The organism is Flavobacterium sp. (assembly GCF_046073885.1).
GTDB lineage: Bacteria > Bacteroidota > Bacteroidia > Flavobacteriales > Flavobacteriaceae > Flavobacterium.
In genome coordinates this window covers 1-23082 of sequence record NZ_JBJTND010000057.1, presented here as the reverse complement: position 1 = coordinate 23082, position 23082 = coordinate 1, and the positions used below count along the sequence as shown (strand labels likewise).

Here is a 23082-nt window from a genome sequence, read left to right as displayed (position 1 = left end):
TAAAAAAAGGTTCCAATATTTATTGAAACCTTTTTTTGCTATGCGCAGCTAACTTAGCGCTTTATTTACATATACGCTTCAATAGGAGCGCAGCTACAAACTAAATTTCGATCGCCGTATGCATCATCAACACGACGAACACTTGGCCAGAATTTATTTTCAGCAATATATTCTAATGGATACGCTGCTTGTTCTCTGGTGTAAGGGAAATTCCAAACATCAGCTGTTAGCATTGCTTGTGTATGCGGTGCATTGTGCAGAACATTATTGTGGTCTTCTGCAGTTGCTTTTTCTATTTCTTTTCTAATCGAAATCATGGCATCACAAAAACGATCCAATTCTGCTACATCTTCACTTTCTGTTGGTTCAATCATCAAAGTTCCTGCAACAGGGAAAGAAACCGTTGGCGCATGGAAACCATAATCCATTAATCGTTTTGCAATATCAGTAACTTCAATTCCTTGTTGTTTGAATGCACGGCAATCTAAGATCATTTCGTGAGCCGCTCTTCCCATTTCTCCTGAATACAATACTGGATAATGTGCTTCCAAACGCGCTTTCATGTAATTTGCATTCAAAATTGCATATTTAGTAGCATTGGTTAATCCTTCAGATCCTAACATCGAAATGTATCCGTATGAAATTAAGCAAACTAATGCCGAACCAAATGGAGCAGCAGAAATAGCTGTAATTGCTTGATCTCCTCCAGTAGGAATGATTGGATTTGTTGGTAAAAACGGAACTAATTTTTCGTTTACACAAATTGGTCCCACTCCAGGTCCACCACCACCGTGAGGAATTGCAAAGGTTTTGTGAAGGTTCAAGTGACATACATCTGCACCAATGGTAGCCGGATTAGTTAATCCAACTTGGGCATTCATGTTGGCTCCATCCATATAAACCAAACCTCCATTTTCATGAATAAGATCGGTGATTTCGATGATGGTGCTTTCAAAAACTCCGTGAGTAGAAGGGTAAGTTACCATTAAGCAAGATAAATTGTCTTTGTGCTCAATTGCTCTAGCTCTTAAATCTTCTACATCAATATTACCTTCTGGAGTTGTTTTTGTAACGATAATTTCCATTCCTGCCATAGCAGCCGAAGCCGGATTGGTTCCGTGTGCCGAAGATGGAATCAAACAAATATTTCTATTGTGATCACCTCTTGATAAATGATATGCTCTGATAGCCATCAAACCAGCATATTCTCCTTGTGCTCCCGAATTCGGTTGCAATGTAGTTCCCGCAAAACCTGTAACCACGTTCAGTTGGTGTTCTAATTTTTTTAGTAGGATTTGGTAACCTTCTGCTTGTTCAATTGGAGCAAATGGGTGAATACTGTTCCAATTTGCCATAGATAAAGGTAACATTTCTGCAGCAGCATTCAATTTCATTGTACAAGATCCTAATGAAATCATCGAGTGATTTAAGGATAAATCTTTACGCTCTAATTTTTTAATGTAACGCATTAATTGCGATTCCGAATGATGATTATTGAAAACAGCATGCGTTAAAAAAGTAGAAGTTCTAGCCAATGAAGCTGGATAATTAGTCGTTGAAGTTAATTCACTTATTGTAAATGCTTCTTTATTTAATGCTTCCGCAAATAGGGAAATAATTTGATTTAAGTCTTTTAAAGAAGTGGTTTCATTTAATGAAATAGAGATGGTTTCGCTATCTACATAAAAGAAATTTACTTCGTGTTTTTCAGCTACTGCTTTTACTTTTGAAGCATCGGCTTTCACTAAAAGTGTGTCAAAAAAGGAAGTGTTTGTTTGGTAAACTCCTAATTTATTTAAGGCATCCGCCAAAGTCACTGCCGAAGCATGAACTTTATTTGCAATGTATTTCAATCCTTTAGGACCATGGAAAACAGCATACATTCCAGCCATAACAGCCAATAATACTTGTGCTGTACAGATGTTAGAAGTTGCTTTTTCTCTTTTAATGTGTTGTTCTCTGGTTCCCAATGCCATTCTTAAAGCACGATTTCCGTTAGCATCAATGGTTACCCCAATGATTCTTCCCGGCATCGAACGCTTGTATTCTTCTTTAGTTGCAAAATAGGCTGCATGTGGACCTCCATAACCCATCGGAATTCCGAAGCGTTGTGTAGTTCCAACTACCACATCGGCACCCATTTCTCCGGGAGGAGTTAAGGTAGTTAAGGATAAAATATCGGCAGCAACCGCCACTTTTATTTCGGCAGTATGTGCTTTAGCAATAAATCCAGCATAATCAGTTACTTGACCGTATTTGCCTGGATATTGTAAAATGGCTCCAAAGTATTCTGAAGAGAAATCGAAAGTTTCATGATTTCCAATTACCAATTCAATTCCTTTTGGAGTTGAACGTGTTTGCAATACCGAGATGGTTTGTGGTAATACTTCATCAGAAACGAAGAATTTCACTACATTATTTTTCTTTTGATCTCTTGTTCTAACATCAAATAAAAGTGCCATAGCTTCTGCAGCAGAAGTTCCCTCATCTAATAAGGAGGCATTGGCAATTTCCATTCCAGTTAATTCAATAATGGTAGTTTGAAAGTTTAAAATTGCTTCCAATCTTCCTTGAGCAATTTCTGCTTGATACGGAGTGTAGGCAGTATACCAACCCGGATTTTCAAAAATATTTCTTTGAATTACAGCCGGAACAATTGTTGGGTGGTATCCCAAACCAATGTATGATTTAAAAACTTTGTTCTTTTTTCCTAATTCTTGAATGTGACTTAAATATTCATATTCGGTCATTGGCGTATCTAAATCTAATTCCTTTTTCAATCGAATGTTCTCAGGAACTGTTTCAGAAATTAATTGATCTAAGTTATTCACCCCAATGGTTTTAAACATGTGTTGTAGGTCGTTTTCACGAGGACCTATGTGGCGTAAAGCAAATGCGTCTGTTTTCATTTATTAGAAATAAAGATAGGTTTTTGTTGTGTTGAAAGAACTGAAATGCGGTTCTTTATATAGCACACAAAAGTAATTATTAAACTTCTAATTTAAGGCTAAACAATTCGTAATATTATAAGAATTTTTCAACCAAAATCGGGTCTTATTAACAGATTGACTATTTTTGGCTCATGAATTTTTTGCATAAGCTTTTTGATTTTTACATCCTTTCATCCATTCATGTTGGTTTTGCCGTTTTTTGTTTGGTAAAAATAACCGAAATCAGTTCCAATATAATTCCGAATGCTGCTTTTTCAACTTGCGTTTTTTTTGCAACAATTTTGGGTTATAATTTTTTGAAATACATGGAGGTTTTTAAAAATGGAAATTATCATTCGGCAAAGTATTATTCGATTTTAGGGGTTTCAATAGTGGCTCTGATTGCTTTCTTTTATTTTATTATCAAACTGCCTAAAGCCTTTCAACTTTATCTATTTGTTTCTGGAATATTGGTTTTACTTTATCCTTTATTGCGAAAATTAGGTTGGTTGAAATTATTTTTTGTAAGTGCAGTGGTAACCTATATTTCTGTTGGAATTCCGTATTTAGATTCGCCTTTTTCCAATCTAGATTTTCTGATTACCGGAATTCAAAGATTCTTTATTTTATCCAGTTTATTAATTCCGTTTGAAATAATTGATAGTTCTTTTGATCCGATTTCGTTGCAAACAATTCCCCAGAAATTCGGAATAAATAAATCCAAGTTATTCGGAATGTTATTGGTGATTCCGTTCATGATTTTGGAATATATAAAAAGCAATTCCTCCATAATTTCCTTATTTATTGGATTAATTACGGTTGTATTAATTCACTTTTCATCCACACATCGAAATAAATATTACACCTCTTTTTGGATAGAAAGTGTCCCGATTTTTTGGTTAATATTACTTTTAATTTGCCGATAAAAAAAACCGAAGTATTAACTTCGGCTTATTATTAAAGTCTAATTGGTCTAAAAATCTAAGTAGTCTAAACCAATCCTGCTCGTTTCAATAAAGCATCTGCATTGGGCTCCTGACCTCTAAATCGTTTATACAATTCCATTGGTAATTCGGTGCCGCCTTTAGAAAGTACATTTTCTTTAAATTTAGTAGCCACATCTTTATTAAAAATTCCTTTTTCTTGGAAATAAGCAAAGGCATCGGCATCCAAAACTTCCGCCCATTTGTAACTGTAATATCCTGAAGAGTAGCCTCCTTGAAAGATATGTGAAAAAGAAACACTCATGCAGTTTTCGGCTACATCTGGAAATAATGAGGCGGTATCCATGGCTTGTTTTTCAAATGCTTTTACATCAGCAATTTCTTGATTTACAGCGTGGTAGGTCATGTCTAATATTCCGAAACTCAATTGGCGCAGCGTGGCAAGTCCTTCTAAAAAGCTGGCACTTTCTTTGATTTTTTCTACATACTCTTGCGGAATGATTTCTCCGGTTTCATAATGATTTGCAAATAGCGCCAAAGCTTCTGGCTCGTAACACCAGTTTTCCATCACCTGACTTGGTAATTCCACAAAGTCCCAATACACCGAAGTTCCCGACAAACTCGGATAAGTAGTGTTCGCCAACATTCCGTGTAAAGCGTGACCAAATTCATGAAATAAAGTAGTTACTTCATTAAAGGTCAATAAGGAAGGTTTTGTCTCGGTAGGTGGAGTGAAATTACAAACGATAGAAACATGCGGTCTATCATTAATTCCATTTTTTATGGCTTGCGATTTATATGAAGTCATCCATGCGCCATTTCGTTTTCCTTTTCTTGGAAAAAAATCGGTGTAAAAAACAGCAACCAGATTATTTTTTTCATCCAAAACCTCAAAAGTTTGCTCTTCTTCATGGTATTTGTCAATATCAAAAACCTCTTTAAAGGTAATTCCAAATAATTTTTCAGCGATTATAAACGCGCCTTGTAATACCTTTTCTAATTGAAAATAGGGTTTTAGGATTTCGTCATCCAAACTGAATAATTTTTGTTTTAATTTCTCCGAATAATAAGCGCTATCCCATTTTTCGAGATTTTCAATTCCGTCTAATTCTTTTGCGAAAGCGGTTAATTGAGCAAATTCTTTTTGTGCAGCAGGCTTCGCTTTTTGCAATAAATCATTTAAAAAAGTTTTTACTTTTTCTGGATTTTGAGCCATTCTTTCTTCCAAAACAAAATGCGAATGCGAGTCGTAGCCTAATAATTTGGCTCTTTTGTGGCGTAAAGAAACAATTCGTTTTACGTTTTCTTTATTATCAAATTCGTTGTCTTGAAATGCTTTTTTACCAGCAGCTATAGCCAATTCTTTTCGTAATTCACGATTTTCAACATAAGTGACAAAAGGTAAATAACTTGGAAAATCTAGTGTGAAAATCCAACCTTCTAATTCTTTAGATTTGGCTAGAGAACGCGCCATTTCTTTGGCTCCTTCTGGTAGGCCTTTTAAATCGGCTTCATTGGTTATGTGAAGTTGGTAGTTATTGGTTTCAGCCAATACATTTTCCCCGAAGGTTAATTTTAATTTGGCTAATTCGGTATCTATTTCTCTTAAAACTAATTTATCTGCTTCATTTAGCAGCGCTCCATTTCTAGAAAATCCTTTGAATTTTTTATCCAAAAGTGTGGTTTGTTCTGGAGTTAAGGTTAACGAATCTTTTTGATCGTAAACGGCTTTAACACGTTTGAATAAATTTTCATTCAAAGCCACATCGTTACTAAATTCGGTTAATAAGGGTGAAACTTCTTGTGCTATTTTTTGCATTTCGTCACAAGTTTCTGCCGAATTTAAATTAAAGAATATAGAAGACAATCGATCCAATTGTTCTCCCGAAAAATCTAAAGCAACAATCGTATTTTCAAATGTAGGGGCCTCATGATTATTGGCAATTGCATCAATTTCTGCCCTTGCAGAAGCTATATTTTCAATAAAAGCTGGAGCATAATCTTCTAATTTTATTTGCGAAAAAGGAGCGGTATTGTGTTTGGTTTGAAAAGGTGTTGTTAAAATTTTCATTGGTTGAAAAAAGTCAATTATAAGTTATAGTTGTTGCTATTAGGGCCGAACTAGCCCTGATAGAAGTGAAAATCCTTTGCATGTAGTGCAAAGATTGTAACGAATAGCAGGAAATAGCTTCTAAAACTATTTTTTCAATTCGTTTGATGCTTTATTTACGGCTTCTTTAAGGCTTTCCTTGTAGAAAACAATTTTATCTAAAACACATTTATCGTGACTTCCGATAATTTGAGCGGCAAGAATTCCGGCATTTTTTGCTCCGTTAAGGGCAACAGTTGCCACAGGAACGCCACCTGGCATTTGCAAAATAGATAAAACCGAATCCCAACCATCAATTGAATTGCTTGATTTTACAGGAACGCCAATTACAGGCAGTGGCGACATGGAAGCGACCATTCCTGGAAGATGCGCAGCGCCACCGGCACCTGCAATAATTACTGAAATTCCGCGGGTGTGGGCATTTTTGCTGAAATCAAAAAGTTTTTCGGGTGTTCTGTGTGCCGAAACGATGTCTACCTCGGTTTCGATGTCAAATCCTTTTAAGATGTCGATGGCTTCTTGCATCACGGGCATATCGGAGATGCTTCCCATTATTATGGCTACTTTGCTCATTGGTTGTGTTTGCTTTTAGATTTATTAACAAATAGATTTATAAAGTATATAAGAGTTTATTGCAAATGTGATTAAAAAAGTTGCTATTTGTAAAAACACTACTTTCAAAATATTCTTTGTAATATTTTCTTTTTTGATTTTTCTTTCAATCAAAATATTTAATATTATGATTATTGTTATTAGATATAGAAACCGTTCTATTTGAAAATAAAAACTTCGTAAAATACAATTTTTGAAATCTTCACAGCGAATATCTGTAAGCATAAAAAGCGAAGTTGTGCAATACAAAATCAAAATAACAGAAATAATATTTATAGTATATTTTAATATTTTCATCTTCAAATTAAGAAATTACTCGAATACTATTCTTAACCTGTTCAGCAATTATTCTTGCTTCTGCCATGTCTTCATTTACAATAGTTACATGTCCCATTTTTCGGAAAGGTCTTGTTTCTCTTTTACCGTAAATGTGTGGCGTAACCCCGTCAATGGCCATTATTTTTTCAATATTTTGATAGGTTACAGGCCCTGAAAATCCTTCTGCACCGACCAAATTTACCATAATTCCGGCAACTTTACTAGCGGTATTTCCTAAAGGTAGGTTTAATATGGCGCGTAAATGATTTTCAAATTGTGAAGTATAACTGGCTTCAATGGTATGGTGCCCCGAATTGTGTGGTCTTGGCGCCACTTCATTGACTAAAATTTCATCGTTTTGAGTTTGAAACATTTCCACAGCCAAAAGGCCAACATGATTGAACGCTTCCGAAACTTTTAAAGCAACTTCTTGTGCTTTTTGAGCAACAGTAGCATCAATACGGGCAGGACAAAGTACGTATTCTACTTGGTTGGCTTCGGGATGAAACTCCATTTCAACCACAGGGTAGGTGCTAATTTCTCCAGATGCAGAACGCGCTACAATTACCGCCAATTCATTTTTAAAAGGAACCATTTCTTCGGCAATGCATTCTACATTTGGTAAATGATCTAAATCGGAAACGGCACGAACCACTTTAACTCCGTTTCCATCGTATCCAAATTGGGTGCATTTCCAAACAAACGGTAAAGAAATTGTTTCAATTGCGGCTTTTAGGTTTTCAAGATTTGAAAATCGGGTATGCTTGGAAGTCGGAATTCCATTTGAAACATAAAAATCTTTTTGAACACCTTTATTCTGAATCAAACGCAACGTTTTTGGAGAAGGATAAACCGCCAAACCTTCGGCTTCCAACTTGTCTAAAGCGTCTAGATTTACATTTTCGATTTCAATGGTTAAAAGATTTACTTTTTTGCCAAATTCATAAACGGCATCAAAATTCATTAAGTCTCCGGTGAAAAATTGGGAAGCTCCAAATTGGCTAGGTGCGTCTTTACTAGGATCTAAAATGTAGGTTTGAATGTCAAATTTTCTAGCCTCAGCAAGTAGCATTTTGCCTAACTGACCGCCGCCGAGAATTCCAAGTTTAAAATCGGAAGAAAAGTAGTTCATTTGTGTTGTGTTTGCGCAAAGATAATCATTTGAAAATTATTTCAATCGCTTCAAAATATCTTTCACTGCAAAACAATATCCGGGCGATTGATTGTGTAAATCTCTAGAAAGCACTATTTTTAATTCCTCATTCACCCAACTGTACTTTTTTCCCAGTTCGAACAAAGCCCGCATGGAGTAGGCTGCTGTTGCTGCTAAATCCACATCAATTAAATGATCAAGGCAGGTTTCAATAATTTTTTCTTCCTGATTTTCGGTTAAGGTAACTTTTTTGCTTTTTGTTAAAAACAAACAAATTTTGGAGGTTGGGCGAATGGCCTGATTGACTTTAAAATGAGGTAATGCTTCGCAAAATTTATCTATGAATGGAATGAATAATTCAAGGCGTTCTTCGCAAATTAATTCTAAAATCCAACACGCTTTGTGGTGGTTCTTGTCCTTAGTATTGCAGGCTATTTCAACTAAATCGCTTAAATAATTCGGGTTTTGAAAAACATAGTTTTTATTGTCGTCTCTACTTTTTCTGTGAGCCGTGCCTATTGAGATCCGATTGTAAAATTCTGCATTCATTTTGTAAATATATTAAATTAGCAAAAAATTCAAAATACTTGATAGTAAATAGTGATTTGTTCGTAAATTTGCTCTTTACTTTAATAATCAAATCCAAATGATTCACCTTCACGATAAAACTTTTGAGCCTTTTATTTCTTCTGAAGAAATTAGTTTTGCTATTGCAAATATGGCCAAACAAATGGATGATGATTTTTTTGATGAGATCCCCGTTTTTGTTGGGATTCTTAATGGTTCGTTTATGGTTTTATCGGATTTAATGAAGCAGTATCGAGGCATGTGTGAAGTGAGTTTTATGAAAATGGCTTCCTATGAAGGGACACAAACTACCAATGAAGTGAAGCAATTAATTGGAATAAATGAAAATTTAGAAGGTAGAACGGTAGTTATTGTGGAAGACATTGTAGACACTGGAAATACCATTGAAGAATTGAAGGCGATTTTCAAAGAAAAAAAAGTGAAGCATTTAAAAATTGCCACTTTATTTTTTAAACCAGAGGCCTATAAAAAAGACATTAAAATTGATTACGTAGGAATGCGAATTCCGAATAAATTCATTGTAGGATATGGTTTGGACTACGATGGATTGGGTAGAAATTTACCCGACGTATATCAATTAGCGCAATAAATCAGATTACAGAATTTGAAATAAAAAACACAACAAAATAATTAATAACCTACAACAATTACAAAATGATCAACATCGTACTTTTTGGCAAGCCAGGAGCTGGAAAAGGCACTCAAGCAGAATTCTTAAAAGGAAAATACAATTTGACTCACCTTTCTACAGGGGATATTTTTAGATACAATATTATGAATGGCACCGACTTGGGTAAATTAGCCAAAACCTATATGGATCAAGGAGATTTGGTTCCAGATGATGTAACCATTCAAATGTTACAAAGCGAAGTAGATAAAAACCCAGATTCTGCTGGATTTTTATTTGATGGTTTTCCAAGAACTTTAGCTCAAGCAGCAGCTTTAGATCATTTTTTAGAATCAAAAGGGCAAAAAATAACTGCTACAGTTGCTTTGGATGCCGATGATTCCATTTTGGTTGCTCGTTTGCTTGAAAGAGGAAAAACCTCTGGAAGACCTGATGATCAAGACGAGGAAAAAATTAGAAACCGTTACCCAGAATACAATGAAAAAACGGCTCCTTTAATGGATTATTACAAAGGGCAAGGCAAATTTCATGCTGTAAATGGTATTGGAACGATTGCAGAAGTAACCGAAAGGCTGAACTTGGTTTTCGATAAATTTTAAAAATAATTTGGGCAAAGATTCTTTGCGTATCCCATTTTAGTTTAATCAAATAGGTGAAATAGAAACTAATTAAAAAAAGTTTCATAGGATTTCTATGCTATATTAGTAACTTTGCCAAAATTTAATTTTAATAGGTTTAACAAACTTGTTTTCCAAATAAACCAAAAAAATGACAGAAGGAAATTTTGTAGACTATGTAAAAATATATGTTACTTCCGGAAAAGGGGGTAAAGGTTCTACGCATTTACATAGAGAAAAATTTATTGAAAAAGGGGGTCCAGACGGAGGAGACGGTGGTCGTGGAGGACATGTTTATTTGAGAGGAAATAAAAGTTTGTGGACTTTATTTCATTTAAAATTCATTAAACACATTCGTGCGGGACATGGTGGAGATGGTGGTAGTTCAAGAAGTACCGGTCACGATGGTGAAGATAAAATTGTAGAAGTGCCTCTTGGTACTGTTGTGAAAGATATTGAAACCGGAGAAACATTATTTGAAATTACCGAACACGATGAAGTGCGCATTTTAGCACAAGGTGGTAAGGGAGGTTTAGGAAACTGGCATTTTAGAAGTGCTACCAATCAAACACCTAGATATTCCCAACCGGGAATGCCTTCAACCGAATTGGATGTGATTTTAGAATTGAAAGTTCTTGCCGATGTAGGTTTGGTTGGTTTCCCAAATGCTGGAAAATCTACTTTATTGTCAGTGCTGACTTCGGCTAAGCCAAAAATTGCAGATTATCCATTTACAACATTAAAACCTAATTTAGGAATTGTAGCTTATAGAGAATTTCAATCGTTTGTGATTGCTGATATCCCCGGAATTATTGAAGGTGCTGCCGAAGGTAAAGGATTGGGGCATTATTTCTTGCGTCATATTGAAAGAAACTCAACTTTGTTGTTTTTGGTTCCTGCGGATGCCGATGATATCAAAAAAGAATACGAAATTCTATTGGATGAATTGCGTCGCTATAACCCAGAAATGCTAGACAAAGACCGATTGTTAGTTATTTCTAAATGTGATATGCTCGATAATGAATTGAAAGCAGAAATGAAACAGCTGTTGGATAAATCCAAATTAGGAATTCCGTATTTGTTTATTTCTTCTGTTGCCCAACAAGGATTAACCGAATTGAAAGATACGCTTTGGGAAATGCTAAATGTAGAAGACGATAAGCCCGAAAATAGTCACGGATTGTAAATTAGAAACAAATGAAAAGCCTCGATTTATCGGGGCTTTTTTTTATTAGTAGCGGATTCTCAAAAAAAATAGTAAATTCGCAACGCTACTGAATAAAATATGTAACAAAAAACAGTTTTATTCGACAAGTAGATACAAACAGATAACCAAATATTTATAACAATGAAAAAAATTATTTTATCCTTTATTGCAGCAATTATGTTGTTGCCAATGAGCGTAAAAGCTGATGAGGGAATGTGGTTTTTAATGTTTATCGAAAGATTAAACCACCGCGACATGCAAAAAATGGGCTTGCAATTAACAGCCGAAGAAATTTACAGCATCAATCACCACAGTTTGAAAGATGCTATTGTTCAATTTAATGGGGGTTGTACTGCCGAAATTATTTCTAAAGACGGATTGGTTCTTACCAACCACCATTGTGGATATGACGGTATTGCTGAATTATCTACAGCAGAAGACAACCTATTAAAAAATGGTTTTTGGGCTGCCAATAGAGCTGCAGAGAAAAAACCATCAAGTTTGTATGTGCGTTTCTTTGTGCGTATGGATGATTGTTCAAAAAGAATTTTAGCGAAAGTGAACCCTTCAATGAGTGAAGCAGATAGAGAAAAAGCAATCAATGCTGAAATCGCTTTAATCGAAAAAGAAAATAATGAAGGTGGAAAATACACCGTTTCAGTTCGTTCTTTTTTCCAAGGAAATGAATTTTATTATTTTGTTTACCAAGATTATAAAGATGTTCGTTTAGTGGGAGTTCCACCAGAGAGTTTAGGAAAATTTGGAGGTGATACAGACAACTGGGAATGGCCTCGTCAAACTGCCGATTTCTCTATGTTTAGAGTTTACGCAGATAAAGACGGAAACCCTGCAGAATATTCAACAAGCAATGTGCCATTACAACCAAAACACTATTTGCCAGTAAACTTATCTGGAGTTAAAGAAGGAGATTTTGCTATGATTCTTGGTTACCCTGGTAGAACCAACCGTTGGATGCCTGCAAGTGGAATTGACCAAAACGTAAAATTTGCTTACCCTGCTTGGGTTGAAGGTGCAAAAACCGGTATGGATAATATGAAGAAATACATGGAAATGAGCGATGCTCTTCGTTTAGTTTATGCTTCTAAATATGCTTCTACTGCCAATTACTGGAAAAACCGTCAAGGGATGATTGATGCACTTTCAAAATTTGGCACAGCCAAATCAAAAGCGGCTCAAGAAGCTAAATTTGATAAATGGGCTAATAAACCAGAAAATAAAGCTAAATACGGTTCGGTAGTAGCTACAATCAATAAATATTACGCGCTTACTAATGAAAAATCGCGTCATGATAATTATTTACAACAATTGTTTAGAACTTCTGCATACGGAACAATCACCCGTAGCTTAGGAAATCAATTGAATGAATATGCTAAAGCAGATGCTGCAAAACGTGCAACATTAGCTCCTAGAATTATTGAAAATGCAACCGAGTTTTTTAATGATTTGCATATTCCTGCAGAAAAAGACATTCTTGCAGCGCAATTGCATTTGTATGCAACTAAATCTGTTGGATATAAAATTGCTCCTGTTGTAGAAAAAATGAATGCTGAAAACAATGGTGATTTTTCTAAAAATATAAATGCTGCTGTAGACTTAAGTATCTTTTCATCATTAGACAGAGTAAAAGCCTTTTTAAATTATCCATCGGAATCCATGTTGGCTAATGACCCAATTTATAGCTTAATGTCCAATTTATTTGCTCATTATAGTTCAAAATCGGATGAAGTTGCAAAAGCACAAAATGATTTTGGAGCTGCTTTCCGTTTATTGGTTGAAGGATTACGTGAGTCAAAAATTGGAACAATTAAATATCCAGATGCTAACTCTACCTTGCGTTTAACTTACGGAAAAGTACGAGCTTTACCTGCAGACAAACGTAATGATGCAAAAATAAACAACTATACTACATTAGATAGCCAAGTGAAAAAATACAAAAAAGGAGACGAAGAATTTGATCTTCCAACTCGTGTATTAGAAATGGCTAAAAATAAAGAGTATGGTCGTTATGCTGATAAAGACGGTTCTCTACACGTTAATTTCTTAACAGATAATGATATTACAGGTGGAAACTCTGGTTCTCCTGTGTTAAACGGAAAAGGAGAATTAATCGGTTTAGCATTTGATGGAAACATTGAAGCTATGGCTGGTGATGTTATTTTTGATAAAAAACTACAAAGAACGATTAATGTTGATATTCGTTATGTGTTATGGGTAATTGAGAACTTCTCAAATGCAAAACATATTGTAGACGAAATGACTTTGGTTAAATAACAGAAGTAATTCTATAATTAATAACTCCGATCAGAAAAAGGTCGGAGTTTTTTTATTGCTATAATATTCAAAATAGTACAGAAAATCAATAATTAATTTATATTTGTTATTCCAAAAATTTGGCATATATAATGAGGTCAAAATTATTTTTTCTCTTACTTATTTCGCATTGTGTCTTTTCTCAATCTAACTTTGAGAAAGCAGAAAAACTCTACGATCAAGGGAAATATTCACTTGCAAGACCCATTTTTGAAAATATATACAAGGAAAACCCAAGCCAAATAAAGGCAATTGAGTATTTAGGTGATATTTCGGTTCAACTTAAAGAATGGGATAAGGCACTTGGTTATTATCAGAAGCTCAAAAATATAAAACCAAATGAAGCCAATTATTATTACAAATACGGCGGTGTACTTGGATTAAAATCTAAAGAAGGCGGAAAATGGGTTGCCATACGATTAATTGGTGATATGAAAGAGTCCTTTGAAAAAGCTTTGGTTTTAAATCCGAAACACATTGAAGCGCGTTGGGCAATGATTGAATATTATTTGCAAGTTCCGGCACTTTTTGGAGGTAGTGAAAAAAAAGCACAGCGTTATGCCGATGAGTTAATGAAATTATCTCCGGTGGATGGATACTTGTCAAAAGCACATATTGATGAATACTTTGAACGGTATAAAAGTGCGGAAAAACACTATATTAAAGCAATTGAATTAGGTGGTTCTAAAAACACTTATGAGCGTTTAGCATCGCTCTACAAAGTGAAGCTTCATAATTCGGATAAAGCAAAAAAAATATTAGAACAATACCAAGAAAAAAATAAATCCTAAAAATGAGAACACACTTTATAGCCATTGGAGGTGCAGCCATGCACAATTTAGCTTTAGCTTTACATAACAAAGGATACCATGTTACGGGTAGCGATGATGCTATTTTTGAACCCTCTAAATCGAGATTGGAAAAAAAAGGATTATTACCTGAGGAGTTTGGTTGGTTTCCTGAAAAAATCACTCAAGATATTGAAGCCATTATTCTTGGAATGCATGCTAAGGCGGATAATCCCGAGTTGCTTAAAGCGCAAGAATTAGGATTAAAAATTTTCTCCTATCCAGAATTTTTATACGAACAATCAAAAAATAAAACGCGTGTAGTGATAGGTGGATCCCACGGAAAAACAACTATTACTTCTATGATTTTGCATGTGATGCATTACCATAATATCGAAGTTGATTATATGGTTGGAGCGCAATTGGAAGGGTTTGACACCATGGTTCATTTAACAGAAAACAATGATTTTATTGTTTTAGAAGGTGATGAGTACCTTTCTTCGCCAATGGATAGAAGACCAAAATTTCATTTGTATCAGCCCAATATAGCTTTACTTTCAGGGATTGCTTGGGATCATATTAATGTTTTTCCAACTTTTGAAAACTATGTAGAGCAATTCGAAATCTTTGTAAACCAAATTACCAAAGGCGGAATATTGGTTTATAATGAAGAGGACGAAACAGTTAAAAAAGTAGCTGAAGAAACTACTAATCCTATTCGTAAAATGCCTTACGCAACGCCTTCTTATACTGTAGAAGACGGAACCACCATGTTGGATACTCCCGAAGGGCCTATGCCAATTGAAGTTTTTGGAGCACATAATTTAAATAATTTGGCTGGGGCCAAATGGGTTTGCCAATGCATGGGAGTAGATGAAGCCGATTTTTATGAAGCCATTGCTAGCTTTAAAGGAGCTAGTAAACGTTTAGAAAAAATAGCAGAAGGCAAAGGTAAAGTTGCTTATAAAGATTTTGCGCATTCACCAAGTAAAGTTTCAGCAACTACACAAGCGGTAAAAAATCAATATCCAAATCGAACTTTAATTGCTTGTTTGGAATTACATACGTACAGTAGTTTAAATGCCGAATTCCTTAAAGAATATCAAGGGGCACTTGATGCCGCAGATGTTGCGGTGGTATTCTATTCGCCAGACGCAGTTAAAATTAAGCAATTGGAAGAAGTGACTTATGATCAAATTGCGCAATCGTTTCAGCGTAATGATTTAATTATTTACACCAATCCATCCGATTTTAAAAATTTCTTATTCAGTCAAAATATAGATAATTCTGCTTTATTGCTAATGAGTTCGGGTAATTATGGAGGATTGAATTTTGATGAGGTAAAGGAGTTGATGAAATAATTTTTATTGCCAAATAAAAGTCGTATTTTAGGTAGAAACTAATATCTAAAATATGTACACTCCAATAAATCAATGGGCGGAAGACGATCGACCGAGAGAGAAGTTTTTACTTAAAGGAAAAGCAGCATTATCCGATTCGGAGTTACTGGCAATTCTAATAGGCTCAGGCACGAGAAATGAAAGTGCCGTGCAATTGTGTCAGCGTATTTTAGCTGCTGCAAATAATAATTTGAATCAGCTTGGAAAACTTTCAATTAAGCAATTAATCGAGTTTAAGGGCATTGGAGAAGCTAAAGCTATCGCTATTGCAGCTGCACTTGAGTTAGGGAGACGCAGGCGATCTGAAGAAGCTGTAGAATGGGATAAAATCACTTCAAGTAAAGCAGTTTTTAATATCATGCAGCCAATAATTGGAGAATTGCTGCACGAAGAATTTTGGGTATTGTTTCTAAATAATTCCAATAAGGTGATTCATAAAGCACAATTATCCAAAGGCGGAATCACAGGCACGATTGTAGATACCCGAATAATTTTTAAAACAGCCCTCGAATACAATGCAATTTCACTAATTTTGACCCACAATCATCCTTCAGGTAAATTGCTTGCGAGTGATTCTGATAAAGACATTACTCGAAAATTGCAACTGGCCGGAAAGCAACTGGATATTATTATATTAGATCATGTAATCATTACCGAATCTAGTTATTATAGCTTTGCCGATGAAGGAATATTATAGCAAATGAAACACATAACCGATATTTTTTTTGACTTAGATCATACCCTTTGGGATTTTGAAAAAAACTCTGCGTTAGCATTTGAAAAAGTATTAAAGTTACATCAAGTGGAAGTAGAATTGGATCTTTTCTTAAAGCATTATGTTCCATTAAATGCTAAATATTGGGAATTGTATCGCTATGAAAAAGTAACCCAGGCGGAATTGCGCTATGGAAGGTTGAAAGACACTTTTGATATTTTAAATTATGAAGTTTCCGATGAATTAATTGATGTGCTTTCTGTGGAGTACATTCGGTTTTTACCCGAATTCAATCATCTTTTTGACGGAACGATTGCCATTTTAGATTATCTAAAGCCAAAATATAATTTACATATTATCACCAACGGATTTCAAGAAGTTCAGACGGGGAAAATGAAAAATTCCGGAATTGATAGTTATTTTAGAACCATCACCAACTCGGAGATGGCTGGAGTAAAAAAGCCCAACCCCAAAATATTTGAATTTGCTTTGCAAGCTGCCCATACCGATAAGCATAAAAGTATCATGATTGGCGATTGTATTGATGCTGATGTAAAAGGAGCCTTAAATTTTGGGATGGATGCAATATATTTTAATGAAAATAATAAAGATGTTCCAAGTGGAATTAAGCAAGTCAACCATTTAATTGAACTAAAAAATTTCCTGTAATGAAAAAGTATATCATAGTAGCACTTCTAATTTGCACTTTTGGGTTTGCCCAAAACCTTAACGAATATAAATATGCAATGGTGCCTTCAAAATTTTCTTTTTTAAAGGAAGAAAACGCACATAATTTAAATGTGCTCACAAAATTGTACTTTCAAAAATATGACTTTGAAACCTATTTTAACAATGAGGAGGCTCCAGAAGAATTTGTAGTTTCGAATTGCAATAAAATTTATGTTTACCTACTTGAAAACAGTAATATGTTTATTACAAAATTAACCATTGTGGTCAAAGATTGTAAGGGGACTATTCTTGCTACTTCCGAGGTAGGTTCAAGTAGAGAGAAAGAATATAGAGTAGCTTATAACGAAGCACTTCGTATGGCATTTGAAAATTTTCCAATATTGAAGTCACATCATTATCAGCCTTCACAAAAAAGTCTCGGAATTGTTGGTGAGCCTGCAAAACCTGTTGTGAAATCTGATAAAGAAGAAGAAATACAAAAAGAATCCATTTTGCAAAAAGAGCTCGTTCAAAACCAAATGTTCGAAAAAAAATATAAGGCAATGGCTACCGAAAACGGATATAATTTAATTGCAGTTTCAAGTGATTATAAGATTTTTCAATTATTTAAAACCTCCGCGAAAGAAGTTTTTATTGTCAATAGAGATGCTGTTTCTGGAGTTTTATTGAAAAGAAATGAAAGTTGGTATTTTGAATATTATGAAGGAAATGTATTCAAGTCAGAGATGCTAAATATTACATTTTAATACCCGTACTTATCTTTCCAACGGTTTTTTAAAAATTCACGCGTTCCATTCTCGCGGGAGTTACTTCCAGGGTCATAAAACTTAGTTTCTTTAATAGCATCTGGTAGGTATTCTTGTTCGCTAAAATTATTAGCGTAATTATGCGAATATTGGTAGTCTTCGCCATACCCTAATTCTTTCATTAATTTGGTTGGTGCATTTCGCAAATGAATCGGAACGGGTAAATCTCCCGTTTGTTTTACCAAAGCTTGTGCTTCATTAATTGCCATATAACTCGCATTGCTTTTTGGCGAAGTCGCCAAGTAAACAGCACATTGACTCAGTAGTATTCTGCTTTCAGGATAGCCAATCGTAGAAACCGCCTGAAACGTATTATTCGCCATTATGAAAGCCGTTGGGTTGGCATTTCCAATGTCTTCACTTGATAAGATCAGCATGCGTCGTGCAATGAATTTTACGTCTTCACCGCCTTCAATCATTCGGGCAAGCCAATAAACGGCTCCGTTGGGATCGCTTCCGCGGATGGATTTTATAAATGCCGAAACAATGTCATAATGCTGTTCGCCTGTTTTGTCATATAAAACGGTGTTTTGCTGCACTAATTCCAATACTTTGTCATTTGTAATTGAAATTTGACCTTCAGGGCTTGCGTTTACAACGAGTTCAAAAATATTTAATAGCTTTCGTCCATCCCCGCCCGAAAGTCGCAGCAAAGCCTCTGATTCTTTGATTTTTATTTTTTTTGACGAAATAATAGCATCTTTTTTAATCGCTCTGTCTAAAAGTGATAATAAATCTTCTTTAGAAAACGGATTCAATACATAAACCTGACAACGAGAAAGTAAAGCCGGAATCACTTCAAAACTTGGGTTTTCGGTAGTGGCTCCAATTAATGTTACCCACCCTTTTTCTACAGCTGCTAATAGGGAATCTTGCTGTGATTTGCTAAAGCGATGGATCTCATCTATAAATAAAATCGGATTCTTGGCCGTAAACAATCCGCCACTCTGTTTCGCTTTTTCAATAACATCACGAACATCCTTAACTCCAGAGTTGATGGCGCTCAATTCATAAAACGGACGGTTGCTTTGCTTGGCAATGATTTGTGCCAAAGTTGTTTTACCAGTACCTGGCGAACCCCAAAAAATCATGGACGGAATCACGCCTCGCGCAATTTGTTGCGTAAGCGATCCATTAGGGCCAACTAGGTGTAATTGGCTAATGTAATCTTCTAATTTCTGCGGACGAATGCGTTCGGCTAAAGGTGTTTCCATGCGGTAAAATTACATATTTATTCTCTTTTTTTTCATTTCGACGAAAGAGAAATCGTATAATCTTGATAACTTAATGCGATTCCTCATACTTCGGAATGACAAGAATGCGCTGACAAAATAGCATTATAAACTTTTTGGTTGTATTTTTGATTAACATAGATGACATTGTTTTAGTATGAGACACAACAACGAACTTAATCATTTTAAATTTTCTCCAGCTACTTGGATAATTCCTTCCTTCTTGTTGGTTGTAGTTTGGTTTGTTTTCTTTGTGAATCAAAGTTTTCATTTGCATTTAAATGAACATGGGATTTTTCCACGAACAATCTCAGGATTGCAAGGTGTTATTTTTAGTCCGTTTTTGCACAGCGATTTGAATCACATACTTAATAATTCGTTGCCGCTGCTAATCTTGACCACTGCGCTAATTTATTTTTATAGAGAAGTATCATTGAAGGTATTAGTATACGGAGTTTTATTATCTGGAATACTTACCTGGATATTTGGACGCGATTCCTATCATATTGGCGCAAGCGGATTGATTTATGTTTTGGTTTCGTTTATATTTTTCAAGGGATTACGAACGCAATATTACCGATTGATGGCTTTGTCTATGGCTGTGGTTGTGTTATACGGAGGAATGATTTGGTATGTATTTCCCGAAGTGGACAATACTATTTCCTGGGAAGGACATTTGGCAGGAATGATTACGGGGTTTGTTTTTGCAATTCAATTTAAAACCCCTGATTATTTGAAAGACATTCAATACGATTGGGAAAAACCCGATTTTGATCCAAGTACCGATCCTTTTATGAAACGTTTTGATGAGAATGGAAATTTTGTAAACCCACCAAAACCTGAAGAAGAGGAGGAACTACAACATGTTCAGCCAATAAACTATGTCTATATTTATAAGGAAGAAAATGCAGGCAGTGAAAAAGATTCAGATTAACCTCTCTGTCTCACCGTTTCATATAAAAAAGCTCCACAAGCCACAGAAACATTTAAAGAACCAATCGTTCCAAACATTGGAAGTTTTCCTTTAGCATCTACAATTTTTAATACCGATGGATTGATACCGCGGTCTTCACTTCCCATGATGATTGCAATAGGTTCGTTAAGTGAAATATCGTAAATGCTGTCTTCGGTTTTTTCGGTAGCTGCTACGGTTTTGATTCCGCTTCCTTGAAGGTAGAAAATCGCATCTTTAATATGATCTACTTTGCAGATTGGAACATTAAACACAGCTCCTGCAGAAGTTTTTACCGTATCTCCATTTACGGGAGCAGAACCTGTTTTTTGAACAATAATTCCGTCAACACCCGTACATTCTGCCGTTCTTATTATGGCCCCAAAATTTCGAGCGTCGCTCAATTGATCTAATATTAAGAACAAAGGCATTTTTCCACTTTCAACAACGCTATCAACAAGAGTTTCTAGTTTTACAAACGAAATAGGAGCAATGGTAGCAACTGCACCTTGGTGATTATTTGGAGTTAATCGGTTTAATTTTTCAACAGGAACATAAGAAAAATTCACGCTGTGTTTTTTCATAGTTTTCATCAGTTCCTGCATCAATTCACTTTGTGCATCACTTTGAACAAACACTTTGTCTACTTCTTTACCCGCATTAATAGCTTCAATAATAGCTCTAATTCCGAAGATTTGATTTTCTTTTTCCATGTGGCAAAGATAGTTTTTTTAGACTTCTTAGGCAAGGGTAGGCCAATCAGACTTTAAAAGGTAGCCTTCAAACTAATATGTACCATTGAGTTGGATAATTGTATCGCTTGATCTTTTGTGCTTCCATTGGCATAAATTAAATTAAATAATCCGTTTTTGGTAAGAAGTCCAAATCCAAATCCAAGACCCAAAAGGTTTCCGTTGAGGTTGGTAGTCTTGTCTTGAAAGTAAGCATAATCCATAATGGAATGAATGTAAATGCTAGGGGATAGTGCCAATCGGTATTCGGTAAGCAAAGACGAAAACAGATTTCCCTGCAAGCTATTTTCGTTGAATCCCCTAATGGAGTTTATCCCGCCAAAACGATACAATTCATTTGTAATGTATTCTTCACTTTGCAGTATATAGTTGTAACTTTTGATATTGAAACTGTTTTTTTGATTCAGATAAAAATTATGACTCAAATTCACACTTCCAAAAAACTGTGTGTTGCTCTGAAATTTTGAATTTCGGCTACCCGTTCCGAGTTTAATGTTAATATTGCTTTTTTCAGGAAATAAATAATCGTCTTCTTTGTAGGCTACAAATTCAAAGTTACTGGTGTAAAATTTATTTTTGAAATCGCTTAGCAATACAGTATTAGTGTTTTTAATGTCGCTCGATTCTGCCGATTGATAGCCCAAATACAAACGCGTATTGTAATTAAAATAATACCCAAAGTCAATTGCTGTTTGGGTGTTTTGAAAGGTGCTGTCCTGCTTAAAAATTTTTAACTGCGCTTTCATCCCAATCGGACTATTAAATACATATGGAATTTCGGCACCCACTCGGAAGGTTTTTTGGTCCATGCCGTTACTTTTCCAATATAATGCCAATTTTTCGCCACTGTTCATGGCGTTATTTAATGTCAAATCTAGGTAGCCATTAAAAATAACCTTTTTGTTTTCGTCATTTGAAAATCCAATAAACCCATCAAATGAATTCGATTTTGCTTTCTCCAAATACACAAAAACTTTTGTAGAATCTTTGGTGAATAATATCTCAGGATATTTTGTTTGTTTCACAAACGGAAACTGCGCAATGTCTTTGTATAGTTTCTCTAAATTCTCCTGATTGAAAGTCCTTTTTTTAAACAATTGTTTCAAGTTCTTTTTGTGTCCTTCCGGAAATTTGTCATAACCATTAATAACAATATCGTTCAGCTGTCTTTTCTTATCGGAGGTAATTATTAAATCGGCACTTATAAAATGATTGTGTTTTTTTATGTTTTTCAATTGCACTTTCGCCATAGCAAAACCTTCTGATTCTAGTTTTTTAATAACATAATTTAAAAAGGCTTCACTTTCGCCGAAAGGCAGCTTTATAGAATCATTTTTTATGGTATACAAATTCCAATTTTCAACCTTCAAATTTCTACCTATATATATATGTATAAAATTTGTTTTTGCACTTGTATTATATAGGTATGAAAAAGTGCTGTCGTTTACCTTTTTATTTTCTATTAATTGGTGTTCTAAAAATCCTACTTGAGATAATTTTTTTGAAAACAAATTAGCCTCGTCCAAAACTCCTTTAGCATTGTTAAAAGATTTTGTATATCCCAGGCTGTCTATAGTTTTCGTTTGCGCATTTGTTGCGCCTTCAATTTTTAAATACAACTGTTGCCCAAATTGCATTTGGGAAAACATAAAAATCAAAATAAAAATTAATTTCTTCAATTGTATTGTCTTTTGGAGCAAATCATTTGGTTTTATTGGCAAGGGCAATTCCCGCTTTTCGCTATTGCATGGCAACCGCTTCAATCGGGGCTAAGGAGCCAACATTTTTGAATTTTTGTTACCGATGTAAAAATAACGTAAAAAAGTAGAGATTAATATAATTTTTGTGAGGTTGAGAAATCTTATTGAAAATTAATTAATTATGATTTTTTTATTCAAAAAAAAGTACTACATTTGCAACCCCGTAAAAAGCGGGAATTTTATAAACAAGTAATTTTTAGTATTTAATTATGCCAACTATTCAACAATTAGTAAGAACAGGAAGAACTCAAATCACTAAGAAGAGTAAATCGGTTGCTTTAGATTCTTGTCCTCAAAGAAGAGGTGTATGTACGCGTGTTTACACTACTACTCCAAAAAAACCAAACTCAGCAATGCGTAAAGTTGCGCGTGTACGTTTGACTAATGGAAATGAAGTAAATGCTTACATCCCAGGAGAAGGACACAATCTACAAGAGCACTCGATAGTATTAGTGATTTGAGTTCTTCCTGTTCTTACTAATTGTTGAATAGTTGGCATAATTAAATACTAAAAATTACTTGTTTATAAAATTCCCGCTTTTTACGGGG

General features: G+C 34.8%; 19 protein-coding genes and 1 pseudogene. 12 read left to right on the top strand and 8 right to left on the bottom strand.

Annotated features, from left to right (window positions below; translation table 11 throughout):
• Positions 1-65 precede the first annotated feature (65 nt).
• Positions 66-2909: an aminomethyl-transferring glycine dehydrogenase gene (gcvP, locus tag ACKOWY_RS07880; protein ID WP_408940891.1), complete on the bottom strand. Its 2844-nt coding sequence runs from the start codon at positions 2907-2909 to the stop codon at positions 66-68.
• A 173-nt stretch (positions 2910-3082) separates the two neighbouring features.
• Between gcvP and ACKOWY_RS07875 the strand changes: the two genes are divergently transcribed.
• Entirely contained in the window at positions 3083-3856 is a 774-nt protein-coding gene (locus ACKOWY_RS07875; RefSeq protein WP_408940890.1) for a hypothetical protein, read from the top strand.
• Between the two features lie 64 nt (positions 3857-3920).
• On the opposite strand, the gene ACKOWY_RS07870 is transcribed toward ACKOWY_RS07875, so the two are convergent.
• From ACKOWY_RS07870 to ACKOWY_RS07855, 4 genes are all read right to left on the bottom strand, one after another.
• Positions 3921-5945 carry a M3 family metallopeptidase gene (locus ACKOWY_RS07870; RefSeq protein ID WP_408940889.1) on the bottom strand — a complete coding sequence of 675 codons (2025 nt, stop codon included), beginning with the start codon at positions 5943-5945 and terminating at the stop codon, positions 3921-3923.
• Between the two features lie 126 nt (positions 5946-6071).
• Positions 6072-6557 carry a 5-(carboxyamino)imidazole ribonucleotide mutase gene (gene purE, locus ACKOWY_RS07865; RefSeq protein ID WP_408940888.1) on the bottom strand — a complete coding sequence of 162 codons (486 nt, stop codon included), beginning with the start codon at positions 6555-6557 and terminating at the stop codon, positions 6072-6074.
• Positions 6558-6900: 343 nt separating this feature from the next.
• Positions 6901-8046, bottom strand: coding sequence for a 5-(carboxyamino)imidazole ribonucleotide synthase (locus ACKOWY_RS07860; RefSeq protein WP_408940887.1), 1146 nt, complete (start codon positions 8044-8046; stop codon positions 6901-6903).
• 36 nt (positions 8047-8082) lie between these two features.
• Positions 8083-8616, bottom strand: coding sequence for a hypothetical protein (locus ACKOWY_RS07855; protein ID WP_408940886.1), 534 nt, complete (start codon positions 8614-8616; stop codon positions 8083-8085).
• A gap of 97 nt (positions 8617-8713) precedes the next feature.
• Here ACKOWY_RS07855 and hpt point away from each other — a divergent pair, with 97 nt between their 5' ends.
• The 9 genes from hpt (at position 8714) to ACKOWY_RS07810 (ending at position 17777) form a co-directional block, all read left to right on the top strand.
• Positions 8714-9244 (top strand): hypoxanthine phosphoribosyltransferase, encoded by a 531-nt coding sequence (gene hpt / locus ACKOWY_RS07850; protein ID WP_408940885.1) that lies wholly within the window; start codon positions 8714-8716, stop codon positions 9242-9244.
• 65 nt (positions 9245-9309) lie between these two features.
• Positions 9310-9882: an adenylate kinase gene (locus tag ACKOWY_RS07845; RefSeq protein ID WP_408940884.1), complete on the top strand. Its 573-nt coding sequence runs from the start codon at positions 9310-9312 to the stop codon at positions 9880-9882.
• 169 nt (positions 9883-10051) lie between these two features.
• Positions 10052-11086, top strand: a complete 1035-nt coding sequence (obgE, locus tag ACKOWY_RS07840; protein WP_408940883.1) for a GTPase ObgE — start codon at positions 10052-10054, stop codon at positions 11084-11086.
• A 162-nt stretch (positions 11087-11248) separates the two neighbouring features.
• Positions 11249-13399, top strand: a complete 2151-nt coding sequence (locus tag ACKOWY_RS07835) for a S46 family peptidase (RefSeq protein ID WP_408940882.1) — start codon at positions 11249-11251, stop codon at positions 13397-13399.
• Positions 13400-13530: 131 nt separating this feature from the next.
• Positions 13531-14229: a tetratricopeptide repeat protein gene (locus ACKOWY_RS07830; RefSeq protein WP_408940881.1), complete on the top strand. Its 699-nt coding sequence runs from the start codon at positions 13531-13533 to the stop codon at positions 14227-14229.
• Between the two features lie 2 nt (positions 14230-14231).
• Positions 14232-15587 carry a UDP-N-acetylmuramate--L-alanine ligase gene (gene murC, locus ACKOWY_RS07825; RefSeq protein WP_408940880.1) on the top strand — a complete coding sequence of 452 codons (1356 nt, stop codon included), beginning with the start codon at positions 14232-14234 and terminating at the stop codon, positions 15585-15587.
• Between the two features lie 52 nt (positions 15588-15639).
• Positions 15640-16323, top strand: coding sequence for a RadC family protein (gene radC, locus ACKOWY_RS07820; protein WP_408940879.1), 684 nt, complete (start codon positions 15640-15642; stop codon positions 16321-16323).
• 3 nt (positions 16324-16326) lie between these two features.
• The gene (locus ACKOWY_RS07815) at positions 16327-17010 is read left to right on the top strand and encodes a YjjG family noncanonical pyrimidine nucleotidase (RefSeq protein ID WP_408940878.1); all 684 of its coding nucleotides are present in this window, start codon (positions 16327-16329) and stop codon (positions 17008-17010) included.
• A complete protein-coding gene (locus ACKOWY_RS07810) occupies positions 17010-17777 on the top strand; it encodes a hypothetical protein (RefSeq protein WP_408940877.1) in 768 nt (255 codons plus the stop codon). Before ACKOWY_RS07815 ends, ACKOWY_RS07810 begins: the two co-directional genes overlap by 1 nt.
• Here ACKOWY_RS07810 and ACKOWY_RS07805 read toward each other — a convergent pair.
• Complete coding sequence (locus ACKOWY_RS07805) at positions 17774-19051, bottom strand: replication-associated recombination protein A (RefSeq protein WP_408940876.1); 1278 nt, start codon at positions 19049-19051, stop codon at positions 17774-17776. The two genes, ACKOWY_RS07810 and ACKOWY_RS07805, sit on opposite strands and share 4 nt — an antisense overlap.
• Before the next feature lie 175 nt (positions 19052-19226).
• Here ACKOWY_RS07805 and ACKOWY_RS07800 point away from each other — a divergent pair, with 175 nt between their 5' ends.
• The gene (locus ACKOWY_RS07800; protein ID WP_408940875.1) at positions 19227-20003 is read left to right on the top strand and encodes a rhomboid family intramembrane serine protease; all 777 of its coding nucleotides are present in this window, start codon (positions 19227-19229) and stop codon (positions 20001-20003) included.
• Here the strand turns inward: ACKOWY_RS07800 and rlmB are convergent.
• Positions 20000-20734 (bottom strand): 23S rRNA (guanosine(2251)-2'-O)-methyltransferase RlmB, encoded by a 735-nt coding sequence (gene rlmB, locus ACKOWY_RS07795; protein ID WP_408940874.1) that lies wholly within the window; start codon positions 20732-20734, stop codon positions 20000-20002. The two genes, ACKOWY_RS07800 and rlmB, sit on opposite strands and share 4 nt — an antisense overlap.
• A 53-nt stretch (positions 20735-20787) precedes the next feature.
• On the bottom strand, positions 20788-22452 hold the full coding sequence (locus tag ACKOWY_RS07790; protein WP_408940873.1) for a hypothetical protein: 1665 nt from the start codon (positions 22450-22452) through the stop codon (positions 20788-20790).
• Between the two features lie 290 nt (positions 22453-22742).
• Between ACKOWY_RS07790 and rpsL the strand changes: the two are divergent.
• Positions 22743-22988, top strand: a pseudogene (gene rpsL, locus ACKOWY_RS07785) (30S ribosomal protein S12); the annotation flags it as partial.
• Positions 22989-23082 lie beyond the last annotated feature (94 nt).